Origin of the sequence: Corynebacterium sp. HMSC063G05 (assembly GCF_001810555.1) — a bacterium.
Taxonomy (GTDB): Bacteria; Actinomycetota; Actinomycetes; order Mycobacteriales; family Mycobacteriaceae; genus Corynebacterium; species Corynebacterium jeikeium_D.
Genome location: NZ_KV801831.1, coordinates 54,561 through 74,216, shown reverse-complemented (window position 1 = coordinate 74,216; position 19,656 = coordinate 54,561). Strand labels below are relative to the sequence as shown.

Below are 19,656 nucleotides of genomic sequence, written 5' to 3'. Positions count from 1 at the left end.
TGGCATGCGGACACACTTTTCTTTACTTAACCCACCGCGGCACTGGATTTCCACAGTCCTAGTATCGAAACTATGAAACATTCAAAGCTCGTTTGTATTGGTCTCGGTCACGTCGGTTCGTATGTCCTGACATATGCCATGGAATCCGGGCTGTTCGCTGAGATTGCCACAATTGACACAGCACCAGGCGTCGCGCATGGCGAGGCTCTGGACCAATCCCAGTCCACTGGTGTTCCCGGCACGGACTATGTCAATGTGCATGCTGGCGACTACAGCGATTGTGCCGACGCGGATATGATTATCGTCGCTGCTGGTGCGTCCATTCTCCCTGATCCGGACGACCCGGATTCCCGTCCGGACCGTGCCGGATTAGCCAAGCTCAGCGGGGAAGTGGTTCGCGATGTCATGCCGGGAATCGTGAAGCATACGCACGATGCGATTGTCCTATTTATTACTAATCCGCTCGATGCGGTGGTGCACTTGGCACATACCGAGTTCGATTACCCCGCGGAAAAGCTCTTTGGCACCGGCACGATGCTAGATTCGGCCCGACTGCGGTGGGTAGTTGCCAAACAGCTCGGTATCGACCCGAAGTCAGTTACTGGCTACATGATGGGTGAGCACGGGCTTACGGCCGTCCCAATTTTGTCCACGCTGAACGTGCAAGGTGTGAGGTGGACAGAACTGGAAAAATGGCATGGCACGCAGTTGCCTTCACCGCAAGAAATTCAAGATGCCGTAGTCGGGGCAGCTTACGATGTTCTCAATGCCAAGGGCTGGACTAATGCCGGTGTTGCACGCTCCGCTTTGGAAATTGCCCGCGCGGTGATGCTGGATCAAAACAGCGTCCACCCGGTGTGTACACGCTTGGATGGTGAATACGGGTTGACGGATGTCTCGCTGTCGATGCCAGCGGTGATCGGCCGAGGTGGAATCATTCGTCGTATGCCGCCACAGCTAAACAGCTGGGAGCTGGAGCGACTGCGTGAATCTGCTCAGTACATCTTGAGCACCGTCGAGAACATGTAGAAGAAATTATGTAGATTCCACTTTTGCCGAAATAACACGGGGAAGTACTTTGCGCTCCTAAAATATTGCCATGAATTCGGCCAAGTCCACCTACGTTCCGGAGCTGACCAGCATCCGAGCCATCGGCGCGTTCGGCGTCCTGCTCACGCATGCCGCGTTTTGGACGGGCAATTACACCGGCGATTGGTGGGGGCGCCTCAACGGTCGATTCGAAATTGGCGTCACCATCTTCTTCGTGCTCAGTGCGGTTCTGCTCACAGGGCGCTGGCTCGGTTCGCCTGACGACGTCCCCGCGAACCGACCGGACTTGCGGAAGTATTTCACCAGCCGTGCGAAGAGAGTCCTGCCGGCCTACTGGATTGTGGTCACTGCGGCCTTTCTCATTCACACCGCAGACGACCCACCACCATCTGGTGGAGGGCTACAGGGCTGGTTGCGCACGATGTCGTTTACCCAGACGCTCCAATTCGGCTGGATTCACCCGGGCTTGCCGCAGATGTGGTCGATGGTGGTGGAAGTCGGCTTCTACTTGGTATTGCCGCTGGTGGGGCTTGGCATCTGGACGATCACAAAGGGGCGGCTACGGCCTGGTCCAACGTTGGCCATCATTATTGGTTTTGGCCTCATTGGCCCGGTCTGGACTGTGCTATCGCACCAGGAAAACCTGCTGCCGGTGGTGGCACGGCTGTGGCCGATGGCGTATTTCGACTGGTTCGCCATCGGTATGCTGCTGGCCTACGGTCGAAAGGTCGGATGGCGCGTTAATCTGGCCGCCAGCTGGTTGATAGCTCTGGTGCTGTTCGTTCTATCCACTACTACGCATGTGGGGCCGGCTACCTTGGTGCCAGATGATGTTGACCAGGCTTTGTGGAAGACCACGCTGTATGGCTTGTCCGCAGGCGCATTCGTGGCCCCGATTGCGCTGGGCACGGAGGTAAGGTGGCTTCGTCATCCAGCCTTGATGTGGTTGGGGGAGGTCTCCTACGAGTTCTTCCTCGTCCACGTGTTGGTCATGGACTGGGTAATGAGCTTGATGGGTTATCAGACCTTCCAGGGCTCGATGTTGGCAGTGGCAATTGTCACCACTGCCATCGCCCTGCCATTGTCGTGGCTGCTGCGCCGCATCACTGATGTACTAACGCGGAGGCCAGGGCCTGATAGCCCGTGGGCTGCCTACTGATCGTCGTCGTCAAGCGGGCCGAGCTCAGCGACGAGCACTTCCTGCGCGACCTTCATCGCGGACAGTGCGGCCGGTGCGCCACAGTAACCAGACGCGTGGACGATGGCTTCGGTGATTTCGGTGCGGGTCAGGCCGTTGGCGAGGGCACCCTTGATGTGGCCGCGCAATTCTTCGGTGGCGCGCAGAGCGACGAGCATTCCAATGTTGAGCAGGGAGCGATCACGCTTGGCCAGTCCTTCACGGCTCCAGACGGAGCCCCAGACGGTGGCGGTGATGTGCTTCTGCAGGGTCTCTCCGTCGGAGCCGGCGTTGCGAGAGAGGGCGGCATCGACGAATTCGTCGCCCATCACCTCGCGGCGAATTTGGATGCCGGCATCATAGCGGTCAGAGGAAAAGAGTTCATCATTGGGATTGCTCATGCTTGCTAAGTATAGGACTTGCAATGCGGATAAATTCCGAAATGTCCCCACTAGCTTCACTGCCGCGACGCATAACTACGCTGAGATTGCGAGTAAAACGGGTGCGGGTGGGGACGATGACGATGCGCCCGAGCGTTACCTGATCGCGAATTGCGCCGCGGGCGATGATTGTTGGCGCTGCCAGCGCAATCATGCCAGCACGCTGTGCCGAAAGGGAACCAAATTCTCCCGCGGGTTCGGCGAGATTCCCCAGTGTATCTTCCACGACCTTTCTACTGCCGGAACCGGGTTCGCGAATAACCAGCGGGGTAGTGCGCAGTTCCTCGATGAATATCTCGGCCCGCTCAGTCCACGGATGCCCCGTCGGCACAGCGAGGACCAGCTCATCGGTGCCGATGATCCGCTCTTCGAGGTCGTGTCGACCAGCCTCGCCCTCTACCAGGCCGAAGTCCACCGCACTGTTGGCCACTAGTTGCCGCACCTCACGGGAGTTTGCCTGCACCATTGACAGTTTGACTGCGGGATGTTGCCGGTGGAACTCGGCGGCCCAGCCGGGGTAGTAGAGCTCAGCGACAGTATTGGACACCGCAAGGGTGAGGTGGCGGGGAACATCGTCGGAACGCAAGCTGGCGGCAATGCCCGAAAACCTGTGGCAGGCGGCGAGGAGGTCTGGGAGTGCGTCGATAAGCACTTGCCCGTTTTCCGTGGGAGATACGCCGTAGGGGGAGCGTTCGAAGACGGTGATTCCCAGCGCTTTTTCCGCCCGCGCGATGCGTGCGGACATGGTCTGCTGATTGATGCCTAGCTCACGCGCGGCCTTGGAGATCGAGCCTGCACGGGCGGCGGTGAGAAGTGCTTCGAGTTCGGCCGCAGCGGAGGGGTACATGCATTTATGGTACCCCTCACAGAGTTTGGTGATAGCTGTAGCTGTGGCAAGAACAAATACGGTATGAGCATGACCAACTCTTCTCGCCGTGATGTGCTGGCACCCGCCGGGCCCGCGTGGGCAGGATCTCTGATGGGTACGTCCATCTTCGCCACACTTGCGCACATCCATGAGGTGCCGGTGATTCCGGAGCTTCTTCTAGTCATGGCGGTGGGCATTCTCGGCTTTATGGTGGTCGGCTGGCTGCGCCTTCGAAACCCGCCTTTCCACTCGAAGCTGATGGCGCCGTGGGGCATGCTCTCGATGGGCATCATGGCTCTCGGTAGTGCTGCGACTGCGCTAGCTAGTAACTCATCGTGGCAGCTGATGTCCTGGTGGATCGGTGCGCCGCTGGCAATCTACGTCAGCCTTCGCCAACTGCGAGGATTCGAAGGCGAACCAACTTTTCAGTGGGGCCTCGCGCTAGTCGCCCCGATGGTGGCGGCGACAAGTGGCGCACAGCTGAGCGTTGACTACGGCACGTTCTATCACGTCTGCGCACAAATACTCTTTTGGATGGCGCTGATTACGGTTCTGCCGGTTTTCGTACGCTGCTACGTCGCGCTGTTCTCTGGCGCCATGCGCATCCCCGATTCCATCGCCGGTACTGCCTGGATTCCGCTCGGGCTGGTCGGTCAGTCCACGGCCGCTGCGCAGCTGCTTTTCAACCGAACCTCCGCTGTCGCTTACGGCACCGCTGTGCTCATTGTCGGTGTCTTCCTCGCCGCCATCGCTTTACGACGATTCACCCGCGCCGTAATCAGTTGGGCCGGATACAGCCCTGGTTGGTGGGGTGCAACCTTCCCCGTGGGCACTCTGAGTCTTGGTACGCACAGCCTGGGTGACATTACCGGCGTGCAGTGGCTATACGTGGCCAGCGCTGGGCTGCTGTGTTTGCTGGCTGTGCACTGGTGCGCGTGCGTGGCTCGATTTGTTTGGTGGGCGCGGAGCTAGCTAGTCAAGCTCGACCCGCACCCGCCCGTGGCGGTTCTGGTCTTCTCGTGGCGCAATACCCAGCGCGGCGGCGGGGAACAGAGCCGTGACGGCAAACAGTGCGGGGAAACCCGCAGCGGCCACAATCGCACCCGAAACCGGAGGCGTTGCAGCGTAGATAATGTTCTGGAACGTGTTCTGCGTACCCATAGCGCGTCCGGACCAGAAGGGGCCTGCGTATTCAGCAACTGCGGTGAAGGCAAGACCATTCGGGCTGACCACGGCAACGGCCAGTGCGCAGACCAGCACAGTGCCAAGTGTGCGCCAATCAGCCCAGCTGGCAATCATCATTGCGACAGCCAGGATAAAAGTCGCACCCGAGACCCAGCGGTAGGGGCGGATGCGGGACCGAACGCGGTCGGAGACCACACCCATCAGTGCTCGCGATCCGGCACCGAGCAGCTGTGCGACCATCACAACCGTGCCCGCCGTGCTATCGGCATAACCCACGGACAACAGCCACACCAGAATGTAGGCGCCCATCATCGACTGCGGCCAGGACAGCAGCGCCGAGGCGATATGGATGCGCACAAGGTATTTGCCGTCGCGGTAAGGGCTGGCCGTGACGGTGGGGTTCGAGGCATCAGGGCGCGGGGGATTCTTTACTCCAACCAGCACAAGCAACGCCAGCACAGCGCACAGAATTGCGGGCATCGCGAGTGCGACACCGATGCTGTAGTTCTGCGCGAGAGGGTGCAGGGTTACCGCTGATAGTGCAGCGCCAAGGGGCTGAGCCATTTGGCGAATGCCCATCGCAGTACCGCGTTGATGCGGCGGATACCAGCCCGACACCACGCGGCCGGATGCAGAATTCACGCTCGCCGCCGCACATCCAGCGAGGAAGAGCGCAGCCCCGAGCAGGGCCGGGCTTGACGACGAAGCCAGCGCCGCAAGCCCCGTCGTCAAGGCGGTAGAAGTCAAGCCTGCGAACAGAGCTGCGCGTTCGCCGTAGCGGTCGACAAACCAGCCCCAGGCGATGAGTGTGAAAACAATACCGGCCGCCGGCATTGCTGCGACGAGACCGGCGGCGGAGAGGCTTAAACCGTTTTCCTGCAGGGATGGGATGAGAAAAGGCACACCCATGTGAACGACGGACGAACCGACCGCCGCGAACATGGACAGAAGTAGGACAAGGTGACGGTAAGCGGGCATTACAGTCGGGAGCTCATCTCCTCAGCGGCGGCGAGAACCTTTGCGCCCCAGCATTCATAGGGCGACGGAGTCATGCGCTCCACGGGGCCGGAGACGGACAGGACTGCAATCATGCGGTGGTTGCCGTCGAAAACCGGGGCGGAGACAGAGGCGAGTGCGGGGTCGCGCTCGCCCATGGACTCGGACCAGCCGAGACGTCGGCAGTCATCGAGATCCTGTTGGTTGAAGTCGGCGTCGGGCAGCATGCGCTCAGCGAGATTGGCCGGGCCAAAAGCCAGGAGAACGCGTGCGGCGGAACCGGCGGTCAGTGGCATGCGAGAGCCAACTGGCACGGTGTTACGCAGGCCGGTGGCGGGCTCCATGGAGGCAATGCAGGTGCGGGTGTCGCCGGTGAGACGGTAGAGCTGCACGGACTCTCCGGTGACCTCTACCAGCTTCGGCAGGATGTGCGCTGCGGCGTCGGCAAGCAGGTCAGTTGTGACGGGCGTGATCTCGGTGAGTCCGGGACCCGTCGTCCAGCGGCCGTCTGGAGTGCGGGTGACAAGGCGGTGCACTTCCAACGCCGTGGCCAGCCGATGGGCGGTGGCGCGGGGCAGGCCGGTGTCGTCGCAGAGCTCGGCGAGGGTGCGTGGAGTTTCTGCAACAGACTTGAGAACGAGTACCGAACGGTCGAGAACTTTAATACCACTTAGAGCTGGCGTCTCGGATGTGCTAATCTGTCCCATGCCATGATATTAACATCTCATTCCTTGAGATAAAAGAGATATATCCGGAAGGCGGCTCACCCACTATGCGCACCACGGACACCAGCCCGAAGACTCTGGCCGAGAAAGTCTGGCATGACCACGTAGTCAAGCAAGGCGACAACGGCGAACCAGATCTGATTTATATCGATCTGCACCTCGTCCACGAGGTTACCTCGCCGCAGGCTTTTGATGGCCTCCGTCTGGCAGGGCGCAAGGTACGCCGCCCGGATTTGACCATCGCAACCGAGGACCACAACGTTCCGACCACTGTCGCCGGCGGCAAAATCAATCTGATTGAGGAACCGACCTCACGTACCCAGATTGCCACACTGCGCAAGAACGCCGAGGAGTTCGGTATCCGCCTGCATCCGATGGGCGACCGCGAGCAGGGTATCGTGCACGTCGTCGGCCCACAGCTGGGCCTGACTCAGCCGGGCACCACCGTCGTCTGTGGTGACTCACATACCGCAACCCATGGTGCTTTCGGCGCCATGGCCTTCGGTATCGGTACCTCGGAGGTTGAGCACGTTCTGGCTACCCAGACTCTGCCGCTGAAGCCTTTCAAGACCATGGCGGTCAATGTCACCGGCGAACTGCAGGATGGTGTTACCGCCAAGGACCTGATTCTGGCGATTATCGCCAAGATTGGCACCGGTGGCGGCCAGGGCCACGTTATTGAGTACCGCGGCGAGGCCATCGAGAAGCTGTCGATGGAAGCCCGCATGACCATCTGCAACATGTCCATCGAAGCCGGTGCCCGCGCCGGCATGATTGCTCCGGACGAGACCACCTTCGAATACCTGAAGGGCCGCCCGCACGCGCCGCAGGGCGAGCAGTGGGACGAGGCAGTCGAATACTGGAAGTCCCTGGTTACTGACGAGGACGCGCATTTTGACAAGGTCGTCGAAATTGACGGTTCCGCGCTCACTCCATTCGTTACCTGGGGTACCAACCCTGGCCAGGGCGTGCCGCTGGGTGAGACCGTGCCGGACCCGGAGTTCATCGCTGAGGACTCCGACCGCATCGCCGCCGAGCGCGCGCTGGAGTACATGGACCTGAAGCCGGGCACCCCGATGCGCGACGTTAAGGTCGACGTTGTCTTCGTCGGTTCCTGCACCAACGGCCGCATCGAGGACATGCGCGCCGTAGCCGACGTCCTGAAGGACCGCAAGGTTGCCGACGGCGTCCAGATGCTCATCGTGCCGGGCTCCGCAAAGGTCCGTGCGCAGGCTGAGGAAGAGGGACTGGGCAAGATCTTCGAAGAGGCAGGCGCTGAATGGCGTATGCCGGGCTGCTCCATGTGCCTGGGCATGAACCCGGATCAGCTGACCCCCGGCCAGCGTTGCGCTTCGACCTCCAACCGTAACTTCGAGGGCCGTCAGGGCAAGGGTGGTCGTACCCACCTGGTCAGCCCGGCTGTCGCCGCAGCCACTGCCGTCGCCGGTCACTTCGCAGCACCGGCTGATCTCTAACTGACTCTCACTGCCGATCTTTGTACAACAGACCCAAGCAGAACTTCTAAGGACCTTTCACCATGGAAAAGTTTGATACACACACCGGCGTCGGCGTTCCCCTGCAGCGGTCCAACGTCGACACTGACCAGATCATTCCGGCTGTCTACCTAAAGCGCGTCACCCGCACCGGATTCGAGGATGGCCTGTTCAGCAACTGGCGCAACAACGAGTCCGACTTCGTGCTCAACCGTCCGGAATACGCAAAGGGCTCCGTCCTCGTAGCAGGGCCGGACTTCGGTACCGGTTCTTCCCGCGAGCACGCCGTGTGGGCCCTGATGGACTACGGTTTCCGCGTCGTCATCTCCTCCCGCTTCGCCGATATCTTCCGTGGCAATGCCGGCAAGGCGGGGCTGCTCGCCGCACAGATGCAGCAGTCCGATGTCGAGCTGCTGTGGAAGCTGCTGGAAGCTAACCCGGGCATGGAGCTCACCGTCAACCTGGAGACCCGCACCGTCGAGGCAGGTGAGCAGGTCTTCCCGTTCGAGGTCGACGACTACACCCGCTGGCGTCTGATGGAAGGGCTTGACGACGTCTCCCTGACCCTGCGTAACGAAGCGGACATTGTGGCCTACGAGGAGAGTCGTCCGGCCCACAAGCCTAAGACGCTGTAGGTCAAAATCCTCACAAACTACTTCACCGGCAGCGCCGAGGCGTAGTAATCAGCCGTGGTCATCACACCGTCGTTGAAGCCCAGCACCCAGGCAGAGCCCTTCTTGCACAGGATTTCCTCGTCGAAGGGCAGGGTGCCCTCAGCGGACCAGGCGGCAAGCAGGTCTGGGATGGTGATGCCCTGAGAGCAGATGACGCTGACTCCGCCTAGCGCGACAATGTCTTCGAATGCCTTCTTGGACTCAACCTGGTTGGCAATCCAGTGCTCGTCGCCAAGCCGTTCGTCGACTGTGACCTGCATGCCCAGCTCTGCGGCGAGTGGCGCGACGGTGTCCTGGCAACGCACGGGCTCGGCGGAGTAGATCCGCTCGGGGCGGAAGCCTTCCAGGGCAGAGACGAGCAGTTCCGCTTGACGACGTCCCTTCTTATCCAGTGGTCGCAGTGCATCATTGCCGTTCCAGTTGGTGCGACGGTGCGCACGCCCATGGCGAACCAGAATGAGACGGGTGTCCGGTTCCTTGTTCATGCGCTTGCGGGCCTTGACCAGCACGTCGCGGTCGAGGTCGTAGGACAGCAGCTCCTCGGCTTCGTCCCAGGAGACCCAACGAAGCTCGTTGACCTCGGAGTTCTGTTCGAATTCGCCGTCTAGAACCTCAGCGGTCCAGTACCAGACCAGCTTCGTTCGTCCGGCGACAGGGTAAGAGACGTTGCCGACGAGCTTGCCCAGACGGACGCGGTAGCCGGTCTCTTCCCAGATTTCGCGGACGGCGGTGGCAATGAGGTTCTCGCCGGCGTCGAGCTTGCCTTTCGGCAGCGACCAGTCGTCGTAGGAGGGACGGTGAATCACGCAGATTTCAGGGTTGTGGACATCGCCGCGCCATAGAACCGCGCCGGCCGCGAAGGTCGGCTTGGTGACATCCTGACCTGGCTTCGTTGGAATCTGGCGCAGGCGACCGGTCACGGAGGTATCGCCCTTGAGGTCCTTGTCCTCTTCGTGCATCATCGTGAATTCCCTTTCAATCCTTTGTCGCCGACCTAGTTTAGTATCGCAGTGTGAGAACGTCTCGCTAGACTTGTTGGAGATTAGAGACTAACGGAGGAAGGTCGCGGCGATGGTGCAGGTTTCAGTGATGGGTGCGGGCTCGTGGGGCACGACGCTCGCCAAGGTTTTTGCTGATGCGGGCAATCCTGTACGGCTGTGGTCGCGACGTGCGGAGCAGGCACAGCGTATTCAGATCAGCCGCGAAAACCACGACTACCTGCCTGGTCTGGGGCTGCCGCGCAACATCGAAGCCACCTCGGATGCAGAGGCCGCGCTGAAGGGCGCGGATGTGGTGGTGCTGGGCGTGCCCTCGCAGACTTTGCGTGACAACCTCAAGGTCTGGAAGGACTTCATCGGGCCGGAGACGATTCTGCTCAGCCTTGCTAAGGGTGTGGAGCGCGAGACACATCTGCGCATGAGTGAGGTCATTGCGGAGGTCACAGACCTGCCAGCAGAGCGTATTGCGGTGCTGTCCGGCCCGAACCTCGCCCGCGAGGTTGCGATGGAGCAGCCAGCGGCAACGGTGATTGCTTGCGCCGATGAGAACAACGCCAAGATGATTCAGGCGGCAGTTGCCACTAATTACTTCCGCCCGTACACCAACACCGATGTGATCGGCTGCGAAATCGGCGGTGCCTGCAAGAACGTCATTGCGTTGGCCTGCGGTATGGCCGCTGGTCAAGGATTGGGTGAGAACACGCTGGCAACCATTATCACCCGTGGCTTGGCGGAAATCACGCGTCTGGGCGACGCGGTTGGTGCAGAAGATAAGACTTTCGCGGGATTGGCGGGCCTCGGTGACTTGGTGGCCACTTGTTCCTCGCCGCTGTCGCGTAACCGCACCTTCGGTGACCGTCTCGGTCGCGGTGACACGATGGAGCAGGCGCAGCACGCTACGCGTGGTCAGGTGGCTGAGGGCGTGATTTCTTCAATCTCGGTCCGTGACCTCGCTCGCCGCAATGGTGTGGAAATGCCAATTACTGAGGCCGTTTACGCTGTCTGCCACGAAGGCGCGAAGGTCGATGAGACAATTCGTAAGCTGATGGGGCGCAGCCGCAAGTCGGAATAACCAATAGTGCAGGGTCGGGGCTAAACTTAGTCACCATGACTTCGTCGAATAGCTCGTCTGCAGATCGCATTTCCGTCGCCGTTATCTACGGCGGCGCAAGCCCTGAACACAGTGTCTCCTGTGTCTCAGCTGGCGCAATTATGGATCACCTGGATGAGAACCGCTTCCGAGTGGTTCCCATTGGTATTACCAAGGATGGTGTCTGGACCGTCGGCACGCGTGAGACGGACACGCTGCGCACGCAGGGGCGTACGATGCCGGAAGTCATCCCAGGTGAGGAAGTTGCGCTGAGCACCTCGCCGTCACGCCGCGGTGAGTTTCGCTTCGTCACCGGTGATCGCGCCGGCGAGGTTTTCGACACTGTCGACGTCATCTTCCCTGTTCTCCACGGTCCGCACGGCGAGGATGGCACAATCCAGGGGCTCTTTGAGCTTTCCGGCATTGCTTATGTCGGTCCGGGCGTGCTCGCTTCCGCGGCGGGTATGGATAAGGAACGCACGAAGAATCTCCTGCAGGCAGCGGGGCTGCCCATCGGCAAGCAGGTCGTTTTGCACGTTGGCGAGTCGCTTTCCGACGAGGACAAGGAGACCCTTGGCCTGCCGGTGTTCGTCAAACCTGCCCGTGGCGGATCGTCGATTGGTATCTCCCGCGTCGATGAGTGGGCGAATCTGGATGCGGCGGTAGAGCTGGCCCGCGAGCATGACTGGAAGGTCATTGTAGAGGCCGGTGTAGACGGTGCCGAGGTGGAGATTGGCGTGTTGCAGCGCGCTGACGGCAGCCTGCAGGTATCAGTTCCGTCCTTGCTGCGTGGCACGGAGGACTCCGACGAGGGCTTCTACGGTTTTGAAACCAAGTACTTGGATGACATCGTTTCGGCGCAGATTCCGGCTGAGCTGCCAGAGGATGTTTTGAAGGCGCTGGAGAAGGATGCTCGTCGGGCGTTCAGGGCACTGGGCTCTGATGGTCTGACTCGCGTGGACTTCTTTGTCACGGATAATGGCCCGATTATCAATGAGGTCAACACCATGCCGGGCTTCACCCCGATTTCGATGTACCCGCAGATGTTTGCGGCCTCAGGTGTTGCCTACGAGGAGCTGCTCAGCGCCCTGATTGAGCGGGCGCTGGTAGCTCGTCGATAAAAGCTGGTTCTTACTTCTCTTCGCTCGGCGAGATGTTCTCCAGGTTGTCAGCGATGACCGAGGAGAGCACCGGCATCAGCGAGCTGGCCTCCGACATTGGCATTTCAACGGCGACGAAGCGTTCACGCCCCATGGCGTACCAGGTGGCGGAGGTACCGGAGGACAGCGTTGGTTCGTTGAACCAGACAATGTCACCAACCTGTGTTAGCTGCTGCGTGGTGGTGCTGTAGCCAGCTGGCTCGTCGACACCACAGCGCAGCACCACCGGATCGGCTGGGGTACCGCCCCAAATGACCATGTCCCTCGGCATGTCAGCCGGCATTTCCTCTGCGCTCAGACGGTGACGGTTGCCGAGATCGCGGGGGAGGGCAGCTTCCAAGCCGCTACAGCGCTTATCAGCTTCCGGAGCTGCCAATTCTGCCAGCGGGACACCGCCTCGCTCCGGTTTGTTCTTGTACTCGGAATCCGGGCGCAGCGCCTCGGCGAGATCACGCAGTGCGTCCTCCGCCTTTGCATTTCCTTCGGCGGTAATCGCAACCACTGGCTCACGACCGACGGTGAACCAAGTCGCCAAAGACTCGTCGGTACTGTCGACAACACGCAGCCACGAAATGCCCTTGACCTCTTCGGTCTTAGCCAGCTCGTTGTACTGGCTAGGTACGTTCGCGCCACAGCGCAGCGTGATGCGGTCTTGTTCCAAGTTTCGGTACACAGCGGCGCCTTCTGGAGCCGGCTCTGCAATGTCGGCGCGAACCAGACCTGCGGCGCGATCTGGCAGTCGGTCGAGCAGTTCCGCACACTCGGGCGAGTCATTAGCGGGGAGCTCCGGGTTGGAAATCGCGACTGGCTTTGTTGCCTGATTATCCTGGTAAATCTTTGCGGCAAAAATAATGCCGAGGATAGAGATAATGGCGATAGCGAGTGCGATGCCCGCGCGTGTCCGGCTACCCTTGGACTGAACTGTTTCTCCCGATGGGGGTGCGTCTACCATGGGCCTGATTCTACGTTGTCCGGTACCAACTCCAATTGGTTGGGGGGCAATACCGAGACGGGTTCCGCTATTAACGGTTAACCATCGACTATTAGGAATGTGACTCGACACTGTGACTGAATTGACCATTGGCGATATTGGCGAGTTTGGGGTCATTGAGGCCATCCGGGCTATCGCCCCGTCGGCACGCAATGGCGACGATGCCGCCGTCTTGACGCAGACAACCCCCAACGCCCGTTTTGTCACTTCCACCGACATGTTGGTGGAAGGGCGCCATTTCCGCCTGGACTGGTCGACACCTCAGCAAGTTGGAGCTAAGGCCGCAGTACAGAATTTCGCCGATATCGAATCGATGGGTGCGCGTCCAACGGCCATGCTTTTCGCCATCTCAGCACCGTTGCATACTCCGGTGAGTGTGGTCACCGGTATCGCCGAGGGGTTGTGGCAGGAAGGCAAGCAATGTCCGGCGGAGCTCGTCGGTGGTGACATGGTCAGCGGAGATTCTCTGGTGATTTCCATCAGTGCGATGGGCGAACTCGGTGGGCTTGGGCGGCCGCTGCTGCGCTCAGCAGCACGCGCGGGGGATACGGTGATTGCGTCGGGACGCATCGGCTACTCTGCTGCGGGCCTTGCGCTGCTGCAGCACTGCGGAAGCCCGGCAAAGGTTCCGAGTGAGTTTGCGCAGCTGGTGGCAGCACACTGTACGCCCGAATTTGAATATCGCAGGGGTGCCACGGCGCGAGCCACAGGTGTGCGTTCACTGACGGACAATTCCGATGGACTGGTGGTGGATCTCCGCGCTATTGCGCAGGCCTCCAGGGTTACTTTGGAAGTTGACAGCAGTGCTATTGCGCCCGATAAGTTGCAGATTGCCGCTGGTGAATACCTGGGCATCGACCCGTGGGAGTGGGTGCTCACCGGAGGGGAGGACCATACACTGATCGGTTCGACGCCGGGGGAGCCTCCGACGGGGTTCCGCGCTATCGGTACGGTGTCGAAGGAAAAGTTCGATTCGGTGCTTATCGACGGCAAACCTCCTGCCCGCGATGCCGGTTGGGTTTCCTTTTAAGAGTTCGAAGAGGTTTTGAGAAGAAAGGCTGCATGACATGGATCCGTTGCCGGTCGAAGAAGGGTGGCAGAAGGCGCTGGAGCCAGTGGCCGATGACATCCACCGGATGGGGCAGTTCCTGCGCGAGGAGAACGCGGCCGGCTACGGTTACCTGCCCGCGGGCACCGATGTGCTGCGCGCCTTTACTTATCCATTCGATGAGGTCAAGGTGCTCATTATCGGTCAGGACCCGTACCCGACCCCGGGGCATGCGATGGGGCTTAGCTTCTCGGTCCAGCCGGATGTGAAGCCGGTACCGCGGTCGTTGGCGAATATTTTTAAGGAGTACTCCTCCGACCTGGGGCTCCCGACTCCCTCCAACGGTGACCTCACTCCGTGGAGTAGGCAGGGCGTGGCCCTGTTCAACCGTGTACTGACCGTGCGCCCGGGTGCTGCTGCCTCGCACCGCGGTAAGGGCTGGGAGGCAATCACGGAGCATGCCATCAAAGCATTGGTCGCCCGTGATCAGCCTCTCGTGGCCATTCTGTGGGGACGCGACGCGCAGAGTTTGCAGCGTTGGCTCCCCGGCGTGGACTGCATCTGTTCGCCGCACCCGTCACCGCTGTCGGCATCCCGTGGGTTCTTCGGGTCGCGTCCGTTCAGCCGGGCCAATGAGTCGCTGATTCGTCAGGGAGCTACCCCTATCGACTGGACGCTAGAATAGGAATTCATGTCTTTGCAGATTGGTTCTGCCGCCATTGTCGGCTGGGTTGCCCGGGGGATTGACGCGCTTCAATCCCGCCGCGATGAGATCAACAGTCTCAATGTCTTCCCAGTACCGGATTCCGATACCGGGTCGAATATGCTCGCGACGTTGAGTTCGGCCTATGAGGAAGCGCAAAAGGCTGACGCTTCCGATGTTCGCGCAGTCACCGCGGCCCTAGCTGCCGGTGCAGTGCGCGGCGCCCGCGGTAATTCGGGCACTGTGCTCTCGCAGGTTTTTCGCGCGGTGGCTGAGGCTGCCTCCGGTAGTGGCATTGGCGTTGAGTCGGTACAACACTCGCTAAAGCTAGCTGTGCAACATGTTTCCCAAGCGATTGCCAATCCGGTGGAGGGCACGATTCTGACAGTCCTGCGGCACGCCGCGATTGCCGCGGAGGAATTTGAGGGCGACTCGATTGAGGAGCTCGCCGACACGATCGCGGATGCCGCTCGCGATGCGCTGGCGAAAACCCCCAGCCAGCTCCCGGCACTGCAGCAGGCGGGCGTGGTCGACGCCGGCGGCGCGGGGTTGGTCATTCTGCTCGACGCGCTTGCCGACGAAGTCAGCGGCCGCGCAGCCGCACCGGTCGATTTGCATGTCGACGCGCCACACGTAGCCACCGTTGAGATGGAGGTCATGTACCTGATTTCCTTGGCGGATACCCAGGCGGTGGAAGCGCTGCGAGAGCGGTTGAACCCGCTGGGCAATTCGCTCATCATCGCAGGTGATGCTGGTAATGCGGAGACCGCGCAGTACATGGTGCATATCCACACAGTGGAGCCGGGCGCGGTTATCGAGGCAGCACTTGACTTCGGTCGTCCGGAACGCATCCGTATCGAGGTGCTCGATGAGCCGGAGACAACACCTGACTCCACTCGCATCCTCATTGCGGTAGTGCCGGATGGTCCGCTGAATGATCTCATCACCTCCTCTGGGGCGATTGCTATCAGCCCGACCCCCGCTCCGACTCCCACATCCACTCCCACAGATCGCGCAGCCATCGCCGACCAGGAGTTCGCTGACAATGTGGTCACCAAGGCACTGACTGCCATGAGGGGCGCGGACGAGGTTATCCTGCTGCCAAATGGGCTGGTCAGCGACCAGGAATTGGCGGATATCGAATTCGCTGCTGCTGCGGCTAATCCGACTCTCGCGGTAGTGTCCACAGACTCCATTCCGGCTGGCCTTGCTGCCTTGGCCGTGCATTCGGCTGAGCTGCCGCTGGCGGTTGCTGCGTATGCGATGGGAGAGGCTGCCAATGGCACGCGAACGGCTGTAGTCGCTGCGGACGTCGATAAGCCCCTGACTGACGCGCTCACAGAGACCATCTCAGACCTGTTGGCTGGCGGCGGGGAACTAGTGACTCTGCTGCTCGGGCGCGGAGCTGAGGGCGTGGACATAGCGCAAGTGCGGGCGCGGCTGGACAAGCCTGTGGAGGTCGTAGCCTATGATGCGACCGGCATCGATGAGCTGGTGCAGGTAGGAATCGAGTAGCGCGATGCTCGGATGGCTCGGCTCGGATTATGCGCGCACGCCCCTGAATATCGTGGTGGGGCCAAAGACTGCAAAGAAGCTGCATACGGCTTTTGGTATGGAGACCGTCTCGGATGCGCTGACGAATTTCCCGAAGCGCTACGTGGCGCAGGGTAAGAGCTTAGATGTGTCGTTTTCCGACATTGGCGACACCATCACCACAGTCGTGGAGGTGCACAGCATTTCGCCAGCGCCCGCCTTCGCCGACCGACGCAAGCCACTGAAAATCTATGTCAGCGACGGCGTGCGCATTCTTCCGGCCGCGATTTTCGGTGCTGAATGGCTGCGCAATATGCTGCACCCCGGTGTGCGTCTGCTCATTGTTGGCACGCTCAGCGAGTTCCGCAATGAGCTACAGCTGAAAAATGTTGATTGCATGGTGCTTAAAGCCGATGGTTCGGTAGGCGCAGCCACTGGCAAGCTGGCCACACTGACGAAGACAGCCAAGGGGATTGCGGAGATGCAGCGGCTGCTCACGCGCCCCTATCTGCCCATTTACCGTGGCCGTAAAGGAGTAGCGGGTATTCACCTGGCTCTGTACATGCAGCGCATCCTCGAATGGTTACCGCTGCAGCCAGACCCATTGCCCGCCACGCCGGAGGGACTTACCGATTTCGACTCCGCACTGCGTGGCGCACACTTTCCCTCCATCGCGGGCCCCGACATCGCGCTTGCCCGACTGAAGTACGACGAAGCGCTTGAGCTCCAGCTCGCCGTTGGTGCACGCAAGCGTACTCAAGCGAGTCTCACCGCTCCGGCCTGCATGGAAGTCGCCGGGGGACTTCGCGACGAGCTACGCCGGGGGTTGCCGTTTTCGCTTACCGACGGTCAGGTCGCGGTCGCAGCCGATATCGCGCAGGATATAGCGAGGTCTAACCCGATGAACCGCCTGCTAGCAGGTGAAGTTGGCTCGGGTAAAACCGTGGTGGCCCTGCTGGGAATGCTGCAAGCAGTCGATTCCAGCAGGCAGTGCGCGATGCTGGCGCCGACGGAAGTCCTGGCCCAACAGCACTACCGATCGCTGACAGCGATGCTGGAGCAAGCCGGAGTAGCAGTGACTGTACGACTGTTGACGGGATCGATGTCGACGAAGGAGCGCCGGGCAACCCTGTTGGAGGCAGTCAACGGGGAGGCTGACATTGTCGTCGGCACGCATGCCCTGCTCAGTGAGGGCGTGGAGTTCTTCGATCTCGGGCTGGTGGTCGTCGATGAGCAGCACCGCTTTGGTGTGCGCCAGCGCGATCAGCTGCGAAGCAGGGGACGGGGTGGAATGACACCGCATCTGTTGGTGATGTCGGCAACCCCGATTCCGCGCACGGTAGCGATGACCATTTTTGGCGACCTCGCAGTTTCGCAGTTGACGGAATTGCCACGGGGACGTCAGGAGATCCAATCTTTTGTCGTACCGACGCTGGAAAAGCCGCGCTGGGAGGCACGAACCTGGGAGCGGATTGGGGAAGAAGTGGCCAAGGGCAACCGCGCCTTCATTGTCTGTCCCCGCATTACCCGCGATGAGGAACAGTTCCTCGACGAGTCCGTGGAGGCGGTGTTCGACCGAGCGAGGAAAAAACTGCCCGGTGTACGTATCAGTCAGTTGCACGGCAATATGGCACCGGAGGACAAAGACCGCGTGATGCAGGCCTTTGCCACAGGACAGCTGGATGTGCTGGTGTCCACCACAGTTATCGAAGTCGGCGTGGATGTACCAGAGGCCACGATCATGATGATTCGCCGCGCCGAGAGCTACGGTATCTCGCAGATTCACCAGCTGCGCGGTCGTGTCGGCCGTGGTGACCGTGGTGGCCTGTGCTTCCTATGTACACACACGCATTCGCAGACACCGGAGCGCACCCGGCTGGACCGCATTGCCGCCACCACCGACGGCATTCAACTGGCGGAGCTGGACCTGGCCACGCGTAGTTTCGGCGATCTGCTCGGCGATGACCAATCGGGACTGGCAACCGGCCTCGGCCTGGTGGACCTCACCACCGACGGCGAAATCATCGAGCGCACCCGACATGATGCCATGGCTCTTCTCGATGTTGATGAGAGGCTTGTGGGAGAGCTTATCTCCGATATCGATGAAGAGCAGTCGAACTACTTGGACCGCTCCTAGTAAGACCAAAGTAGACTGTTGGGCATGGTAGATGTCTGTGCACCTTTTGCAGGAGTAGTCCGCTGGGAGGTCGCCGAGAAAGACTCGGTGACGACCGGTCAGGTTATTGCGGTCGTGGAGGCCGTCAAGCTAGAAGCGCCGGTTTTAGCGCCCTGCCCGGGCACGGTCGCGGAGGTGGCGGCAGATCAATTTGTGGATGTCGAAGGCGGTCAGCTGCTGGCAAGAATCACGCCAGCAACTCACAGCGCCACGGCACAGCACAACGGCAACGAGAACACATCGCACGAAGGGAAGTAGATGACCCGCATTATTGCAGGTGAGGCACGCGGTCGTAGGCTAGTCGCGCCTAAGGGAGAGACCACTCGGCCAACTAGTGACCGCGCGAAGGAAGCCATCTTTTCCTCCTGGTCCACACGCTTTGGGCTAGAGGGAACTCGCGTTCTCGACCTGTTTGCTGGCTCGGGTGCGCTCGGTTTGGAAGCGGCTTCTCGCGGCGCGCGTTCCGTCGTGTTGGTGGAAAACGATCCGAACGCCATTGCCGCTATTGAAAAGAACATTCGCACCGTGGGGCATCCCGATGTGGCCCTGTCTCCGATGAAAGTGTCGTCGTACCTTGCGGGCGCGCCGGGCGAGCCTTTTGACCGCGTCATCGCGGATCCGCCCTATGAGTTGGTGGGGGAGGCCGTTACAGAGATGCTCGAGGCGCTGCGTAGCTTCCTCGCGCCGGGCGCGGTCGTGACTGTGGAGCGTCACCGCGATGACGAGGAGACGCAGTGGCCCGAGGGCTACGAACAGCTCCAGCAGAAGCTGAAGCGTCGCATTCACGGTTTGGCGCGCTTCGACACCGCTATCTACAACGCTTAACGTTCTTCTTTACGCTTTACGACGGCCAAAGGTGGTTTGACCTCTATGACTCACGCATGCTGCCCCGGTTCCTACGATCCCATGACCTCTGGTCACCTCGATGTGATTGAGCGTGCCGCGCGCCAATTCGATCAGGTGACCGTGCTGGTTACCCACAACCCGAATAAGCAGGGCATGTTCAATGTCGAAGAGCGCATGGACCTCATTCGGCAGTGCACGCAGCACTTGGACAATGTGCAGGTGGACTCCTGGTCGAAGCTGTTGGTTGACTACACCTCCGCGCAGGGCATCTCCTGCCTGGTCAAGGGGCTGCGCTCGGCGGCGGACTACGAGTACGAGGCTCCCATGGCGCAGATGAATCGGCGCATGACGGGCATTGAGACTCTCTTTGTGGAAGCTGATCCGAAGTACGGTCATGTGTCGTCGACACTGATGAAGGAAGTTGTTCGCTACGGCGGTTCGGTGGAAGGGCTAGTTCCTGAGCCTGTCTTGCACGCCCTGCAGCGCCGACTGAAGTAGCATGT

20 protein-coding genes are annotated in these 19,656 nt (G+C 60.6%); 14 read left to right on the top strand and 6 right to left on the bottom strand.

The window, feature by feature from the left end:
- Nucleotides 1-72 precede the first annotated feature (72 nt).
- Nucleotides 73-1,029: a lactate/malate family dehydrogenase gene (locus tag HMPREF2751_RS00815; protein WP_070439677.1), complete on the top strand. Its 957-nt coding sequence runs from the start codon at nt 73-75 to the stop codon at nt 1,027-1,029.
- Nucleotides 1,030-1,099: 70 nt separating this feature from the next.
- Nucleotides 1,100-2,209, top strand: a complete 1,110-nt coding sequence (locus HMPREF2751_RS00810; protein WP_070595159.1) for an acyltransferase family protein — start codon at nt 1,100-1,102, stop codon at nt 2,207-2,209.
- On the opposite strand, the gene HMPREF2751_RS00805 is transcribed toward HMPREF2751_RS00810, so the two are convergent.
- Both HMPREF2751_RS00805 and HMPREF2751_RS00800 read right to left on the bottom strand, forming a co-directional pair.
- A complete protein-coding gene (locus HMPREF2751_RS00805; protein WP_070549654.1) occupies nt 2,203-2,628 on the bottom strand; it encodes a carboxymuconolactone decarboxylase family protein in 426 nt (141 codons plus the stop codon). The genes HMPREF2751_RS00810 and HMPREF2751_RS00805 overlap by 7 nt on opposite strands.
- Nucleotides 2,612-3,514 carry a LysR family transcriptional regulator gene (locus HMPREF2751_RS00800; RefSeq protein WP_070595157.1) on the bottom strand — a complete coding sequence of 301 codons (903 nt, stop codon included), beginning with the start codon at nt 3,512-3,514 and terminating at the stop codon, nt 2,612-2,614. Before HMPREF2751_RS00800 ends, HMPREF2751_RS00805 begins: the two co-directional genes overlap by 17 nt.
- A 69-nt stretch (nt 3,515-3,583) precedes the next feature.
- On the opposite strand from HMPREF2751_RS00800, the gene HMPREF2751_RS00795 reads away from it, so the two are divergent.
- Nucleotides 3,584-4,507, top strand: coding sequence for a TDT family transporter (locus tag HMPREF2751_RS00795; protein ID WP_224433164.1), 924 nt, complete (start codon nt 3,584-3,586; stop codon nt 4,505-4,507).
- Here HMPREF2751_RS00795 and HMPREF2751_RS00790 read toward each other — a convergent pair whose 3' ends face one another.
- Complete coding sequence (locus HMPREF2751_RS00790) at nt 4,508-5,698, bottom strand: MFS transporter (protein WP_070439672.1); 1,191 nt, start codon at nt 5,696-5,698, stop codon at nt 4,508-4,510. It abuts the gene before it with no gap.
- Nucleotides 5,698-6,423, bottom strand: a complete 726-nt coding sequence (locus tag HMPREF2751_RS00785) for an IclR family transcriptional regulator (RefSeq protein ID WP_070595155.1) — start codon at nt 6,421-6,423, stop codon at nt 5,698-5,700. The genes HMPREF2751_RS00790 and HMPREF2751_RS00785 overlap by 1 nt, the downstream gene beginning before the upstream one ends.
- Nucleotides 6,424-6,488: 65 nt before the next feature.
- On the opposite strand from HMPREF2751_RS00785, the gene leuC reads away from it, so the two are divergent.
- Together leuC and leuD are read left to right on the top strand one after the other, a co-directional pair.
- A complete protein-coding gene (gene leuC / locus HMPREF2751_RS00780; RefSeq protein WP_048735438.1) occupies nt 6,489-7,916 on the top strand; it encodes a 3-isopropylmalate dehydratase large subunit in 1,428 nt (475 codons plus the stop codon).
- Nucleotides 7,917-7,978: 62 nt separating this feature from the next.
- On the top strand, nt 7,979-8,569 hold the full coding sequence (gene leuD, locus HMPREF2751_RS00775) for a 3-isopropylmalate dehydratase small subunit (RefSeq protein ID WP_049189541.1): 591 nt from the start codon (nt 7,979-7,981) through the stop codon (nt 8,567-8,569).
- A gap of 17 nt (nt 8,570-8,586) precedes the next feature.
- Here leuD and HMPREF2751_RS00770 read toward each other — a convergent pair whose 3' ends face one another.
- Entirely contained in the window at nt 8,587-9,567 is a 981-nt protein-coding gene (locus tag HMPREF2751_RS00770) for an NUDIX hydrolase (RefSeq protein ID WP_172954645.1), read from the bottom strand.
- A 112-nt stretch (nt 9,568-9,679) separates the two neighbouring features.
- Here HMPREF2751_RS00770 and HMPREF2751_RS00765 point away from each other — a divergent pair, with 112 nt between their 5' ends.
- Together HMPREF2751_RS00765 and HMPREF2751_RS00760 are read left to right on the top strand one after the other, a co-directional pair.
- Nucleotides 9,680-10,678 (top strand): NAD(P)H-dependent glycerol-3-phosphate dehydrogenase, encoded by a 999-nt coding sequence (locus HMPREF2751_RS00765; protein WP_016422532.1) that lies wholly within the window; start codon nt 9,680-9,682, stop codon nt 10,676-10,678.
- A 35-nt stretch (nt 10,679-10,713) separates the two neighbouring features.
- Nucleotides 10,714-11,817, top strand: a complete 1,104-nt coding sequence (locus HMPREF2751_RS00760) for a D-alanine--D-alanine ligase family protein (RefSeq protein ID WP_070595153.1) — start codon at nt 10,714-10,716, stop codon at nt 11,815-11,817.
- A 10-nt stretch (nt 11,818-11,827) separates the two neighbouring features.
- Here HMPREF2751_RS00760 and HMPREF2751_RS00755 read toward each other — a convergent pair whose 3' ends face one another.
- On the bottom strand, nt 11,828-12,808 hold the full coding sequence (locus HMPREF2751_RS00755; protein ID WP_070595151.1) for a DUF3515 domain-containing protein: 981 nt from the start codon (nt 12,806-12,808) through the stop codon (nt 11,828-11,830).
- A 112-nt stretch (nt 12,809-12,920) separates the two neighbouring features.
- Between HMPREF2751_RS00755 and HMPREF2751_RS00750 the strand changes: the two genes are divergently transcribed.
- From HMPREF2751_RS00750 to coaD, 7 genes are read left to right on the top strand one after another with little or no spacing between them, the layout of a single operon-like run.
- Nucleotides 12,921-13,877, top strand: a complete 957-nt coding sequence (locus tag HMPREF2751_RS00750; RefSeq protein WP_070595149.1) for a thiamine-phosphate kinase — start codon at nt 12,921-12,923, stop codon at nt 13,875-13,877.
- Between the two features lie 37 nt (nt 13,878-13,914).
- Nucleotides 13,915-14,580 carry a uracil-DNA glycosylase gene (locus HMPREF2751_RS00745; RefSeq protein ID WP_048735462.1) on the top strand — a complete coding sequence of 222 codons (666 nt, stop codon included), beginning with the start codon at nt 13,915-13,917 and terminating at the stop codon, nt 14,578-14,580.
- Between the two features lie 6 nt (nt 14,581-14,586).
- Nucleotides 14,587-16,113 (top strand): DAK2 domain-containing protein, encoded by a 1,527-nt coding sequence (locus HMPREF2751_RS00740; protein ID WP_048735464.1) that lies wholly within the window; start codon nt 14,587-14,589, stop codon nt 16,111-16,113.
- A 4-nt stretch (nt 16,114-16,117) separates the two neighbouring features.
- Nucleotides 16,118-18,268, top strand: coding sequence for an ATP-dependent DNA helicase RecG (locus HMPREF2751_RS00735; RefSeq protein ID WP_049171560.1), 2,151 nt, complete (start codon nt 16,118-16,120; stop codon nt 18,266-18,268).
- Nucleotides 18,269-18,292: 24 nt separating this feature from the next.
- A complete protein-coding gene (locus HMPREF2751_RS00730; protein ID WP_049171558.1) occupies nt 18,293-18,565 on the top strand; it encodes an acyl-CoA carboxylase biotin carboxyl carrier protein subunit in 273 nt (90 codons plus the stop codon).
- Nucleotides 18,566-19,132 (top strand): 16S rRNA (guanine(966)-N(2))-methyltransferase RsmD, encoded by a 567-nt coding sequence (rsmD, locus tag HMPREF2751_RS00725; protein WP_049189536.1) that lies wholly within the window; start codon nt 18,566-18,568, stop codon nt 19,130-19,132.
- 45 nt (nt 19,133-19,177) lie between these two features.
- Complete coding sequence (gene coaD, locus HMPREF2751_RS00720) at nt 19,178-19,651, top strand: pantetheine-phosphate adenylyltransferase (protein ID WP_049189535.1); 474 nt, start codon at nt 19,178-19,180, stop codon at nt 19,649-19,651.
- The last annotated feature ends 5 nt before the right edge of the window (nt 19,652-19,656 follow it).